The 12,130-nt window shown below is 66.0% G+C and carries 12 protein-coding genes; 1 reads left to right on the forward strand and 11 read right to left on the reverse strand.

Features of this window, described 5'->3' with window-relative positions; translation table 11 throughout:
• Positions 1–5: 5 nt before the first annotated feature.
• From VGN46_RS08235 to VGN46_RS08250, 4 genes are all read right to left on the reverse strand, one after another.
• Positions 6–1,220, reverse strand: coding sequence for an efflux RND transporter periplasmic adaptor subunit (locus VGN46_RS08235; protein ID WP_331642585.1), 1,215 nt, complete (start codon positions 1,218–1,220; stop codon positions 6–8).
• A 29-nt stretch (positions 1,221–1,249) separates the two neighbouring features.
• On the reverse strand, positions 1,250–2,692 hold the full coding sequence (locus VGN46_RS08240) for an efflux transporter outer membrane subunit (protein WP_331642587.1): 1,443 nt from the start codon (positions 2,690–2,692) through the stop codon (positions 1,250–1,252).
• Between the two features lie 25 nt (positions 2,693–2,717).
• Positions 2,718–3,176 (reverse strand): MarR family transcriptional regulator, encoded by a 459-nt coding sequence (locus VGN46_RS08245; RefSeq protein ID WP_331642589.1) that lies wholly within the window; start codon positions 3,174–3,176, stop codon positions 2,718–2,720.
• Positions 3,177–3,252: 76 nt separating this feature from the next.
• Positions 3,253–3,495 carry a hypothetical protein gene (locus VGN46_RS08250; RefSeq protein WP_331642591.1) on the reverse strand — a complete coding sequence of 81 codons (243 nt, stop codon included), beginning with the start codon at positions 3,493–3,495 and terminating at the stop codon, positions 3,253–3,255.
• Positions 3,496–3,638: 143 nt separating this feature from the next.
• Here VGN46_RS08250 and VGN46_RS08255 point away from each other — a divergent pair, with 143 nt between their 5' ends.
• Positions 3,639–4,430 carry a helix-turn-helix transcriptional regulator gene (locus VGN46_RS08255; RefSeq protein WP_331642593.1) on the forward strand — a complete coding sequence of 264 codons (792 nt, stop codon included), beginning with the start codon at positions 3,639–3,641 and terminating at the stop codon, positions 4,428–4,430.
• Positions 4,431–4,491: 61 nt separating this feature from the next.
• Here the strand turns inward: VGN46_RS08255 and VGN46_RS08260 are convergent, their stop codons facing one another.
• The 7 genes from VGN46_RS08260 to kdpB form a co-directional block, all read right to left on the reverse strand.
• Positions 4,492–4,815 carry a hypothetical protein gene (locus tag VGN46_RS08260; RefSeq protein ID WP_331642595.1) on the reverse strand — a complete coding sequence of 108 codons (324 nt, stop codon included), beginning with the start codon at positions 4,813–4,815 and terminating at the stop codon, positions 4,492–4,494.
• Positions 4,816–5,010: 195 nt separating this feature from the next.
• Positions 5,011–5,709 carry a response regulator transcription factor gene (locus tag VGN46_RS08265; RefSeq protein ID WP_331642597.1) on the reverse strand — a complete coding sequence of 233 codons (699 nt, stop codon included), beginning with the start codon at positions 5,707–5,709 and terminating at the stop codon, positions 5,011–5,013.
• Positions 5,706–8,366, reverse strand: coding sequence for a sensor histidine kinase KdpD (locus VGN46_RS08270; protein WP_331642599.1), 2,661 nt, complete (start codon positions 8,364–8,366; stop codon positions 5,706–5,708). Before VGN46_RS08270 ends, VGN46_RS08265 begins: the two co-directional genes overlap by 4 nt.
• A gap of 117 nt (positions 8,367–8,483) precedes the next feature.
• The gene (kdpC, locus tag VGN46_RS08275; RefSeq protein WP_331642601.1) at positions 8,484–9,059 is read right to left on the reverse strand and encodes a potassium-transporting ATPase subunit KdpC; all 576 of its coding nucleotides are present in this window, start codon (positions 9,057–9,059) and stop codon (positions 8,484–8,486) included.
• 9 nt (positions 9,060–9,068) lie between these two features.
• Positions 9,069–10,487, reverse strand: coding sequence for an outer membrane beta-barrel protein (locus VGN46_RS08280; RefSeq protein WP_331642603.1), 1,419 nt, complete (start codon positions 10,485–10,487; stop codon positions 9,069–9,071).
• A 51-nt stretch (positions 10,488–10,538) separates the two neighbouring features.
• Entirely contained in the window at positions 10,539–10,730 is a 192-nt protein-coding gene (locus tag VGN46_RS08285; RefSeq protein ID WP_331642605.1) for a hypothetical protein, read from the reverse strand.
• Positions 10,731–10,744: 14 nt separating this feature from the next.
• A partial coding sequence (gene kdpB, locus VGN46_RS08290; protein WP_331642607.1) for a potassium-transporting ATPase subunit KdpB occupies positions 10,745–12,130 on the reverse strand: 1,386 nt, incomplete at its 5' end.

Raw genomic sequence — 12,130 nt, forward strand, 5'->3', positions numbered from 1 at the left:
GCTCCTTACTTCGGTGCCTTCTGCTGCTCGGCGCCATCGCCGGCCGCCGCGTTCTCGTGGATGACCTGGGCGATATCCTGATCGGCATCGCTCAATTGCTTGTCATACACGGTGGTCGAGAATTCCGGCTTGGTCGGTGCCTGCTGCGCAAGCAGCGGGCCGTTCTGGTCATGCAGCGAGACCGTCACCTTGGTCGACAGGCCCAGGCGCAGCGGCTTCGCATCGAGCTGATTCGGCTCGGTGAAGACCACGCGGACGGGCACGCGCTGGACGATCTTGATCCAGTTACCCGTGGCGTTCTGCGCCGGGAGGATCGAGAACGCGCTGCCACTGCCCACGCCGAGGCTGCGGATCTTCGCCTTGTAGACCGTGCCGCTACCGTATACGTCGGCGGTCACGTCTACCGGCTGGCCGATGCGCATATGGGTCAGCTGGGTTTCCTTGAAGTTCGCATCGATCCACACTTCATGCAGCGGCACCACGGCCATCAGGGCGGCACCCGGCTGCACGCGCTGGCCGACCTGCACGCTGCGCTTGGCGACATAGCCGTCGGTCGGCGCGACCAGGGTGGAGCGCACGAAGTCGAGGTAGGCCGAGCGCAGTTTCGCTGCGGCGGCGCGCACATCCGGGTGCGAAGCGACGACGGTGTCGTCGACCAGCACCTTGCTGCTGCTGTACGACTGCTTCGACGATGACAGCGCGCTTTCGGCCGAGATCAGCGTGTCCTGCGCATGCGACAGTTCCTCGGCCGAGATCGCACCCGTCTTAGCGAGATCGCGGCGGCGGTTGAAGTCGGCGCGGGCGCGGTCCACCGCGGTCTGGCGTACCGCGACATCGGCCTGCGCCGAGGTCACGTTGTTGTACAAGCCACGCACGCGGCGCACGGTGTTGGCCAGGTTAGCACGGGCGCTTTCCAGCGCGACTTCGGCATCGCTCGGGTCGAGCTTCACCAACACGTCGCCCTGGTGGACGAGGTCGCCGTCGTCGGCGCCGATCGAGGTAACCGTGCCGGCGATCTGCGGAGTGATCTGCACGACGTTGCCGTTGACGTACGCGTCATCGGTGTCTTCGTACCAGCGGCCATCCACGAAGTACCACACCGTCCACGCAATAGCGGCCAGGATGATGACGAGGACGAGCAGCTTCAGGAGCAGGCCACGACGGCTCTTCGGTGGTGGCGCCACGGTGGTGCCGGTCGGGGCGATCGTTTCTTGTGACATGGTGTGTGCCTTGGAAAGTGTGTGTGTTCTTAGCGTGCGGCGACGGGCGCGTCGCCAGCTTCAGGGCGGAATCCGCCACCCAGCGCCTGGATAAGCTGCACCGAGGTATCGACCTGCTCGGCGCGCAACGAAACGAGGCGCTGTTCGGCCTCGAGCAGTTGCTGGCGCACCACCAGTGAATCGAGGAAGCTGCCGACCCCCGCCTTGTAACGTTGTTGCGAGAGGTCGTACGCCTGCTGCGCGGCATCGTGCGCGCGCTGCTGCGCCTGCAACTGCGCATTCAGCGCATCCAGGCCCGCGAGGTCGTCGGCCACTTCGTTCACCGCGCCCACCAGGGTCTGGTTGTACTGCGCCACGGCCAGGTCGTATTCCGCATCCTTGCCGGCGAGGTTCGCGCGGCGGCGGCCGCCGTCGTAGATCGGCAGGCTCACCGCCGGCAGCACCTGCCAGAACCGCGCGGCCGAGGAGAACAGGTTGCTCGAACCGCCCGCGACCTGCGCGGCGAGCACGCCGAGCGTCACGTTAGGCAAGAATTCCTTCTTCGCCGAATCGATGTCCTTCGAGGCGGCTTCGACGCGCCAGCGCGCCGCAACCAGGTCGGCGCGGTGGCCGAGCAGGTCGGCCGGCACGTTAGCCGGGACGGCAACGGCCGAAGGCGTCAGCGTGGTCGGACGCTCGATGGCGAGGCCACGATCCGGGCCCTTGCCGAGCAGCATGGCGAGCTGGGTGCGCGCCGTATCGATCGCACGCTGGGCCACCGCCATTTCGCGCTCTGCCGAAGCGACTTCGCTATCCGTCTGCTTCACCTGAATCTGGTTATCGACGCCGGCGGCGACACGCTGCTTGGTGAGATCACGCGAAGAGCGGCTGCGGTCGAGCTCGGCCTTTGCCACGTCCATCTGGTCGAAGGCATAACCAAGCTGCACGTAGGCGCGGGCCACATTGGTCGAGATTTCGATGCGCGCGGCGCGCGCATCCACCTCAGCCGCACGCTGCGAACCGACCGCGGCTTCAAACGCGTCGCGCTTGCCGCCCCACAGGTCGAGATCCCAGTTGAAGTTGCCGTAGCCGTACTTCGTCCAGCTGAAGTGGCCGAGATCGTTGCCCACCAGGCCAGCCGGCAGGTGCGCACCGGCCGCGCCACCGCCCACGTTGAAGGTGGGATCGCGTGCCGCATCGGCGCTGCCGGCCTGGGCCTGCGCCTGGCGCACGCGGGCATCGGCGACAGCAAGGTTCGGGCTGTCCTTCAGCGCTTCGTCGATCAACGCGGTGAGCCGGGCATCGCCCAGCCCCGTCCACCAGTCAGCGGCCGGCCAGGCCGATGGGCTGGCTTCGCCGCGGCCGAGGCTCTGCTCGGCGTGGAGGGTGGCCGGGTCGGTCAGGTGGCCCTGCGGTTCCAATCCACGGCTGGTGACACAGCCGGAAAGAACGAAGGCGGCACCGATGGCCGCCACGAGTGTGTGCAGACGCATGCGTTTTGCCTCAGGTTTTCTTAGATCAGTTCTTGTCGCGCAGCACGCACAGCACGCGCTGCAGGTAGTCCAGGAGCTGGCTGCGCTCTTCGGCCGACAGATCCTTCTGTGCACGCTCGAGCGTGGCGACATTGCTCTCGTGCAGGTGACGCCAAAGTGCGAGGCCCGCCTCGGTGAGTTCAATGCGCAACGCGCGGCGGTCCTGCTCATGCGGCTGGCGGCGCAGGTAGCCCTTCGCTTCCAGCTGATCCAGCTGGCGGGTCATGGCACCGCCATCCAGGTCCACGGCACGCGCGAGCTCGGTGGCCGTCATCGGGCCGAGGTTGGCGAGGCGCTTAAGCACGTGGAATTGGGTGAACTTCAGGTCGGCGCCCAGCGCAGCCAGGTCGGCCTCGATGGCCCGGACGATTTCGCCGCGGACCATGCCGATGAGGGCGCCGAGGCTGTCACGGCCGTCAGGGGAAGCGCACAGGTTGGTATTCATAGCCGTGCATTCTATTGCCTCACGTTTAGTTGTCAAGGCAAATATACCGGTGGCACATATTTCTGCGGCGGCGGTGCTACTCCTCGTCGGCCAACAGCGCGGCCAGGGCCGGGTTGCGGACATCGAAAAGTTCGAACACGCCGAGCGCTCTCAGAGTCGGCAACTGGGCCAGGAGACGAGGCTCCAGGCGGCGCCGCTGCTCTTCTGGCGTAGTGGGATCGAGCATGGAATGGGCACAGGCGACGAACATGACGAGGGCTTCGCCTGCGGCGGTATCCTCGTGGAGTTCGGAAAAGTCGGTCGTGACGAGGCGGATCATGGGGGCCTCCGGCGTCGGTGTCCCCGCACGGGCTGTCGGCGGATGCCGCGCTCGGGACAGTTACTTGGGGATGCAAATGTTATACATGGACCCTATCGGCCTGATATCGTTATAAGGCCAATTAATGTCGAGATCGGGCCAAAATGGAAAAAGACGCACTCCATGATTTGCTTGAGATGGCCGAGGGCCCCGCGCTGATCGCGTATGCGGCAGAGCGCGAAATGGCGGTGGAAGAGACCGAGTGGCACTCGCACGTACGCGGCCAGTTTTTCTATGTTGAACAAGGCCTTGTGGTGACGCGAACCGATCGCGGCACCTACCTGCTCCCGCCTCACCGCGCGGGCTGGATGCCGCCCGGCTTGATGCATACCGTGAGTATTTCGGGTCTGACCCGGGCCTGGGGTGTCTTCATCGCGCCGGATACGGCGAAGGGGTTGCCGGACTACGCCTGCGTCGTCGGCGTTGACGATGTGTTCCGCGCCGTCGTCAAGCGTGCCGCCACCTGGGCGCCGGATGCGCCGATGACTCCGGAGCGTGAGCGCCTGCTTGCCGTCCTGCTGGATGAAATCCGCCATGCGCCGGTCGAGCCGATGCACCTGCCCATGCCGACCGACCGCCGGCTGCGCCGTGTGGCGATGGCCATGGTCGAACATCCTGAAGACACCCGGAGCATCGATGACTGGGCGGCCTGGGCAGGCCTGTCGGTACGCACGTTGACCCGCCTCTTTCGTGAGGAAACCCAATGCAGCGTGGCGCAGTGGCGGCAGACCGCACGCCTGACCCGTGCGCTGGAGCGCCTGGCCGAAGGTGAGCCGGTGGCAACGATCGCGGATTCATTGGGTTATGCCACGCCGAGTGCCTTTGTCGCGATGTTCCGCAAGGCGTTTGGGGATACGCCTGGGCGGTATCTGTCGCGGCAGGCGGCTGCGGTTTAGGCGGGGTTGTCGCGAACGGCGTCGCTCACAGGGTGAGCTCCCACGGTAGGCTGCGAGGAGATCACTCCAGCGGTTTGCACATCCACAGGCCTTCGAAGGTGTAGGGCTCACCGCTGTCGCGGGCGACGACCTCGACCGCGACGCGGCCGTAAGTCCAGCCTTCGTGCTCGCCGGTTTCGCCAATGTCATGGCAGCCGGCAGAGTGTTCATACGTGCCGGTCTCCGCGCTGGTCATCTCCGCCTCATCCCGGACGCACTGCGCCATCGCCTCCTCGTGTGAAGGGAACCGGTGGTTGCCGAATTCGTAGCGCTCGTCGGTGCACTGCGTCGCGGCGAACACAGGTGAGACGCTGAGGCAAAGCACGAAGGCGGTGATACGGCGCATGGATGGGCTCCAACAGGCACATGGGCCGAAAAGCCTGAAGCGCCAGGGCACGGATTGAAATCAGACTATTCTGAGAAATTCGGCCAATTTCACCGCCCGTGATCCTCGTCACACCCCTTGTAGGAGCGCGCTTGCGCGCGATGGGCCCTGCCGCGAGCACCCATCGCGCGCAAGCGCGCTCCTACAACGGGGTGGTTAGTGGGCTGGGAAGCGGTAGCCGACGCCGGGTTCGGTCTTCAGCCAGCGGGGTGTAGCCGCGTCGTCGCCTAGCTTCTGGCGTAGCTTGCCCATGACGATGCGCAGGTAATGCGTGTCCTGGACGTGGGTCGGGCCCCAGATATCGCGAAGGATCTGCTGCTGGCTCACGACGCGGCCAGGGTGGCGCACCAGCATCGCGAGTACCGCGAACTCCTTGCGGGTCAAGGCGATCGGCGCCCCTTCGAGGACGACTTCGCGGCGCGCAAGGTCGACGACGAGTGCGCCGTCGTCATACCGCACCGGTGCTTCGGCTTGTCCGGCTTTCGCGCTTTGCCGCAAGAGCACGCGCAGCCGCGCCATGAGCTCCTGGATGCCGAAGGGCTTGGTGACGTAGTCATTGGCGCCGATATCCAGCGCCTTTACTTTCTCGGTCTCCGCATCGCGCACCGAGAGCATCACCACGGGTACCTGGCTCCACATGCGCAGCTCCCGTAGCACCTCGTGGCCCTCCATGTCGGGCAGGCCGATATCGAGCACGACCACATCAGGCGATTGCGTGGCGGCCATGCCAAGACCTTCCGCGCCGGTCGCGGCGAGCACCACCTGGTAACCCTCCGCGCGCAGTCCGATATCGAGGAAGCGGCGGATCTGCGCTTCATCGTCGATGACCAGGACACGCGGGGCGGAGGGGTTCATGCAGGTTCGTCGGGTGGCGGCGGCAACGGCAGCGAGACCCGGATGGTCGTGCCTTGGCCGGCGTGGGGCAAGGCCTCTACGCTGCCGCCGTGCGCGCCGACCATGCCGCGACAGATCGCCAGGCCCAGGCCCGTGCCCTGTTTGCCACGGTCGCCGCGCGACACCGAATAGAACATATCGAAGATCTGCGACCGCTCCTCCTCGGGGATGCCCGGGCCACGATCTGCGACATCGATCAGCAAGCGGCCCGCCTCGGTGCGCACGATCACACGCACCGGTTCACCTGGGGGCGAGAAGCGGGCCGCGTTCTCGAGAATGTTGAACAGCGCCTGCTCAATCAGCGCCGGGTGGACGTGGAGCAGGACGGTCTCGTGCGGGAGATGCATGTCCACGCGCGTCTCGGGGAACAGCTTGCGCAACCGCGATACGGCGGCGGCGACGATTTCGCCCGCGTCCACCCAGTCCCGGTTGAGCTTGAGCGTGCCGTGGCCGAGCCGGGTCATGTCGAGCAGGTTCTGGATGTAGCGGTCGAGGCGCTGGCCTTCGCCAAGGATCGCTTCGAGCAGTTCATGCCGTTCACCGGCGGGTAGCTGGGCGTCGTAACTGAGCAGGGTGCCAGCCGAGCCGATCATCGAGGCGAGCGGCGAGCGCAGGTCGTGCGAGACGGAAGAGAGCAGGGCACTGCGCAGGCGCTCGGTTTCGCCCTGCACGCGGGCGCTTTCGAGCTCTGCGGCGAGGCGGGCGCGCTCCAGGGCCTGGGCCATGTCTTCGACCATCGCCAGGGCGAGGCTACGGCGGTCGGCGTCCGGTTCGCGGGCGTTCAACGGGAAGCGCAGGGCGGCGACGCCCGCGCGGCGCTGCTCGGTACCCAGCGGCAGCATCCAGCACGAGGCGCCGTTGAGCGTATCGGTGAAGCGCCCTGCCGGCTCGGCGTGGGCTTCGCACCAATCGGCGGCGGCACGATCCTGCGTGCTGAGTGCGAAGGCGTCCGGTGATGACGTAACCACCTGCAGATCCGCACCGACATCGCGCGCCAGCACGGCGACTTCGGCGTCGAGCGCACGGGCCAGCGCACGCGCGCCCGCGCTGTGGATGCCTTCGGCGTCGGCGCTGGTAGCCAGCTGCTGGCCGAGCGCCAGTAGCGCGCGCCCCCGCACCTGGGCGGCGCGCAGCGACTGGACCTGCCCCGCCAGGCGCGTCGCCAGGCGGCTGCAGACCAGGGCGGCGACCAGGAACAGCGTCACTGCCAGCACGTCATCGGCATTCGCGATCGCCAGCGTGTAACGCGGCGGCGCGAAGAAGAAGTTGTAGCCGAGGAAGCTGAGGAGCGCCGTGTACACCGCCACGGCCATGCGCGTGCGCGCGGCGACGATGAGTACCGCGGTCAGGAAGATCAGGGAGAGGTTCGCGACCGAGAGGAAGCGATCAGCGACGAAGGCCAGGGCCATGGCGACGGCGGTGGCCGCGGTGGCGAAGGCGTATTCGCGCCGGGTGCCGCCGCCATCGGCGAAGCGCAGGCGGTGGCGCGCACGGGCACGCTCCGCGGGTGTGGCGACGATAGTGAGCTCAAGGTGTGCGCCACGGCGTAACAGCCGTTGGGTCAGCGAGAAGCCGAGCCGTCGCGCGATCGGTCGCTCACGCGTACGACCTACGACGATCTGGCCGACGCCTTCGCGATCGGCCCAGGCCAGCAGTTCATCGGCGATCGCGTGGCCACGCAGGATCACCGCCTCGCCGCCGAGGCGACGGGCCAGGCGCATCGCCGCATCGACTCGCGCACGGCGCTCGCTATCCACGTTGCCGGTATCGACGAAGAGCACGCTCCAGGGGCCACCCCGCCGTTCGGCGATGCGCCGGGTCATGCGCACGAGGTATTCGCTTTGCGCATGGCCATCGATCGCGGCCATGGTCCGCCGGCGCACCGGCATGGCACCACCGCGGGCCAGCATGTGTTCGCGCAGGTCGCTATCGACATGGTGGGCCACGGTTTCCACCGCGAGCTCGCGGAGGGCGGCAAGGTTGGTAGGCGAGAAGAACGCATCCAGTGCGACCGCCGCGGTTTCCGGCACGTAGACCTTGCCCTGTTTCAGGCGGGTGATCAGCTCGCGGGGCGGCAGATCGATCAGGACGATATCGCGGGCACGGTCGAGAAAAGCATCCGGCACCGTTTCCCGCACCGTAACGTTGGTGATCCGGCGCACCTGGTCATTCAGGCTTTCCAGGTGCTGCACGTTAAGCGCCGTATACACCTCGATCCCGGCATCGAGCAGGTCGGCGATGTCCTGCCAGCGGCGCGTGTGACGGCCGCCCGGCAGGTTGGTGTGAGGCAGTTCGTCGACGACGAGCACGGCCGGTTTGCGGGCGAGCGCGGCATCCAGGTCGAACTCCTGGAACTCGCGCCCGGCGTAGGGCACGGTGCGTGTCGCCAGTACCTCCATGCCTTCCAGCAAAGCCGCAGTCTCGGTGCGGCCGTGCGTTTCCACGAAGCCGATCACCACGTCGATGCCCTGCCGACGCAGCTCGCGCGCGGCCGAGAGCATGGCGTAGGTCTTGCCCACGCCCGGTGCCGCGCCGAGGAAGATTTTCAGGCGTTGCCCGCCGTCATCCTTCACGGTATTGAGCAAAGCGTCGGCGCGCGCGTCGCGGGTGTCGGTCATAAGGCGAACAATACAGGGTGGCGGGGGTGGAAGCGTGTCGCGGAACCGATCGCGCGCAAGCGCGCTCCTACAAGGTCGTAGCAACCCTGTAGGAGCGCGCTTGCGCGCGATTCACGGTTACCGCGAGGCCTGATCCAGCGCAAGATTCAGCTCAAGCACATTGACACGCGGCTCGCCGAGGACGCCAAGCTGGCGGGCTTTCGTGTTGGCCGCGACCAGCTCGCGCACCTTCGCCGGCGCCAGGCGCCGGGCCGTGGCCACGCGGCTTACCTGATACTCGGCCGCCGCCGGGCTGATCTCCGGATCCAGGCCACTGCCGGAGGCCGTCACCAGATCGACCGGTACCGGCGCGGTGTTGCCCGGGTCCGCCGCACGCAGTGCTGCGATGCGTTGCTTCGCCGCATCGGTCAGGGCCGGGTTCGACGGACCCTGGTTCGATCCGCTGGATGCCCCTGCGTTGTACGGATCGGGCGTCGTGGCGGAAGGCCGGCCCCAGAAATAGCCGGGCGCCGTAAAGTTTTGCCCGATCAAGGACGAGCCGACGACCTTCCCGTCTTTCTCGATCAGGCTTCCCTGCGCCTCGTGCGAAAAAAGCAGGTGGCCGAGCCCGCCGACCACCACGGGATAGGCAACGCCCGTGACGGCGGTAAGCAACAGGAGGAGTACAAGCGCATTGCGCAGCAGGGTGGTCATGGCCGGGCCTCAGTAATGCCAGATGGCGTCGACAAGCGCCGTGAGCTGGTAACCCTTGTTACCGTGGTCATACGCGTCGACATCGTACGAGCGTTCGTAACGCACCTCGGGACGGATCTCCAGATCAGGGCTGACCCAGTGCGTCATGCCGAGCGTGTGCGTGGTGTAGCGCGTCGCGTAACCGGTGCGCTGGCCCTTTTGGTCGTTGTACCACTCGTTGCGGAACGAGAGCATGTTCGACGCACTCATCTCGACGTTGATGTAGTTGACGACGCCATATTCCGCCGCCTTGCCAGGGAACGGCGAGGAGCCGACCACACCGGGTTCGCCATCCGGGCCGAACCCCGAGATGTTACGGCCGTACATCCAGTAACCCTCGGTGAGGATGTGCACCTTCTCGCTAAAGCGGTGGCCCCAGGTGGCGACGTACATCTGCACGTTGTTGTAGTTGTAGTCCGATGTATTCCAGTTGTTCACGCACGGATACAGCATGTCGTTGTTATCCGCCGATACCCAGCGCACGCACGCTTGCAACGTGGGCCGCGCGCTATGGTTCCACACGGCGGTATCGTTGCTGCCGTTGATGCCGAGCTGCACGGTCCACTGCTGGCTCAGGCGGGTGGTGGTCATTACGCCCATCTGGGTGTACGGGTCGGCCGTGTACAGGACCGAGTGCGTGACCAGGTAGTTGTTCGGCGAGAACTGTGCCTCGATGTCCGGCAGCGAGAGATAACGGCCGATGCGAACGACCATGCCCTCGGCCACCCACGGAATATAGATATCCCCGTAGAACAGCATCGGGTCGTAGCCGTAGGTCTTGCCGTTCAAGGGCTGGCTGGCGCGCGGGTTGTTCAGCAGCTGGTTGCTGAAGACACCCTTCATGGTTGTGTAGTGGTAGTCATAACCGTAGAGGTTATCGAGGTGGAAGCCCCAGTCGAGATGGTCGGTCTGCACCGTGTCGGGGATCCGCTCGATACGCAACAGGGCCTGGTTGAACTCGACCCGGTTCGGCCGCGTCGCATAGGAGAGCGGGTAGTTGGTGTTCGCCGAGCTGCTGAGGTTCACCGACGGATTGATCCAGCCATAGACCTCGATGCGGTTGTCCTTCATCCACTTGCCCAGCGCGTTGCAGGCCATGGCCTTCTCCAGCGGGTACTGGGAATTCAGGTTCGGCACGCCAATGGGATACGCCACGCCACCTAGCTGCCATTCCGCCGAGGGGAACGGCGGTGACGGGAACGGCGAGGGCATGGCGCGGCGTGCCGGCGCCTCTGCATTGGGATCGGCCGGTTGGGCGTCTTCGCGGTAAGCGGCGGCGAGGCGGGTAGCGAACCCCTGGGAGCAATCGTCACTGCTGGCGGCGAGCGCCTGCGAGACCGGGGCAACCGCGAGCAGGGCGGCGAGATAGGCATAGCGAGTGGTGCGCATCGTAAACCGTCCCTTGCGGGACGCCTTGTGTGAGTGTGTGTGGAGGGTGGATCAGATGCCGGCGTAGCCGCCCAGGACGTAGTCGTCGTCCCTGGCGTTACGTGCTGCAACGGCGGCACGGGGTTTGAACGTCGCGACACCGGAGGTTGCGGCGACCCCGCCGTTATCAGGGGCGATGACACGCACTTCCATGTCGATGTCGCCTGGGTCGTCAATCAGCACGGTAAGTTTCACGGTATGCATGGGGTGACCTCGGTTCAGGCCAGTCCGCACAGGACCAGCAACATGTCGATGAGCTTGATGCCGATGAATGGCACGATGACGCCGCCCAGGCCGTAGACGAGCAGGTTGCGGCGGAGCAACGCCGCAGCGCCGAGCGCGCGGTAAGCGACGCCCTTCAGCGCGAGCGGGATCAGGAAAATGATGATCAGCGCATTGAAGATCACCGCCGACAGGATCGCGCTCTGCGGGGTCGCCAGGTGCATGATGTTCAACGCGTTCAACGCCGGGTAGGTCGTTGCGAACGCGGCCGGGATGATCGCGAAGTACTTGGCGATATCGTTGGAGATCGAGAATGTGGTCAACGCGCCACGCGTGATCAGCATCTGCTTGCCGATCGCCACCACCTCGATCAGCTTGGTGGGGTTCGAATCCAGGTCGACCATGTTGCCGGCTTCCTTCGCCGCCTGCGTACCGCTGTTCATGGCGACCGCGACATCGGCCTGCGCCAGTGCCGGCGCATCGTTGGTGCCGTCACCGCACATCGCCACCAGGCGGTTCTCGGCCTGCATATCGCGGATGAGCTTCAGCTTCGCTTCCGGCGTCGCTTCGGCGAGGAAATCATCCACACCGGCTTCGGCAGCGATCGCAGCGGCGGTCAACGGGTTATCGCCCGTGATCATCACCGTGCGGATACCCATGCGGCGCATCTCGGCGAAGCGCTCCTTGATGCCATCCTTCACGATGTCCTTGAGCTCGACGACGCCCAGGGTCAGCGCGCCATCGACGACGATCAGTGGCGTGGCGCCACGGCGGGCGACATCTTCCGCCATGCGGCGTACCAGCGGCGGCATATGGCTATCCTGCTCATCGAGGTAACGCTCCACCGCATCCATCGCGCCCTTTCGAATGTGCCGTGTACCCACATCCACACCGCTCATGCGGGTCTGTGCGGTGAACGGCACGAACACGGCGCGCGCTTCCTCGCGGCGCGGACGGCCAGCGATGCTGAACATCGACTCCGCCAGCACCACGATGCTGCGACCTTCCGGCGTTTCATCCGCCCGCGACGCAAGATCGGCGGCTTCGGCCAGTTCGCGCTCTTCGATACCCGGTGCCGGATGGAACGCCACCGCCTGGCGGTTGCCCAGGGTGATCGTGCCGGTCTTGTCGAGCAGCAGCGTGTCGACGTCGCCGGCCGCCTCGACCGCCCGTCCACTCATGGCCAGCACGTTGAAGCGGGTGACCCGATCCATGCCGGCGATGCCGATCGCCGAGAGCAGCCCGCCGATCGTCGTCGGAATCAGGCAGACCAGCAGCGCGACGAGCACGGTGATCGTGACCGGTTCGCCGTGGCCCGCGCTGGTCACTGCATACAACGAATACGGCAGCAGCGTTGCGCAGGCGAGCAGGAATATCAATGT

The organism is Luteibacter sp., assembly GCF_036500425.1.
Taxonomy (GTDB): domain Bacteria; phylum Pseudomonadota; class Gammaproteobacteria; order Xanthomonadales; family Rhodanobacteraceae; genus Luteibacter.

Excerpts from the sequence above, each read along its gene's own strand:
- kdpC (WP_331642601.1), bottom strand. The coding sequence starts at position 9,059 with ATGACCACCCTGCTGCGCAATGCGCTTGTACTCCTCCTGTTGCTTACC.
- VGN46_RS08270 (WP_331642599.1), bottom strand. The coding sequence starts at position 8,366 with ATGACCGACACCCGCGACGCGCGCGCCGACGCTTTGCTCAATACCGTG.
- VGN46_RS08245 (WP_331642589.1), bottom strand. The coding sequence starts at position 3,176 with ATGAATACCAACCTGTGCGCTTCCCCTGACGGCCGTGACAGCCTCGGC.
- VGN46_RS08265 (WP_331642597.1), bottom strand. The coding sequence starts at position 5,709 with ATGAACCCCTCCGCCCCGCGTGTCCTGGTCATCGACGATGAAGCGCAG.
- VGN46_RS08285 (WP_331642605.1), bottom strand. The coding sequence starts at position 10,730 with ATGCATACCGTGAAACTTACCGTGCTGATTGACGACCCAGGCGACATC.
- VGN46_RS08235 (WP_331642585.1), bottom strand. The coding sequence starts at position 1,220 with ATGTCACAAGAAACGATCGCCCCGACCGGCACCACCGTGGCGCCACCA.
- VGN46_RS08250 (WP_331642591.1), bottom strand. The coding sequence starts at position 3,495 with ATGATCCGCCTCGTCACGACCGACTTTTCCGAACTCCACGAGGATACC.
- VGN46_RS08240 (WP_331642587.1), bottom strand. The coding sequence starts at position 2,692 with ATGCGTCTGCACACACTCGTGGCGGCCATCGGTGCCGCCTTCGTTCTT.
- VGN46_RS08255 (WP_331642593.1), top strand. The coding sequence starts at position 3,639 with ATGGAAAAAGACGCACTCCATGATTTGCTTGAGATGGCCGAGGGCCCC.
- VGN46_RS08280 (WP_331642603.1), bottom strand. The coding sequence starts at position 10,487 with ATGCGCACCACTCGCTATGCCTATCTCGCCGCCCTGCTCGCGGTTGCC.
- VGN46_RS08260 (WP_331642595.1), bottom strand. The coding sequence starts at position 4,815 with ATGCGCCGTATCACCGCCTTCGTGCTTTGCCTCAGCGTCTCACCTGTG.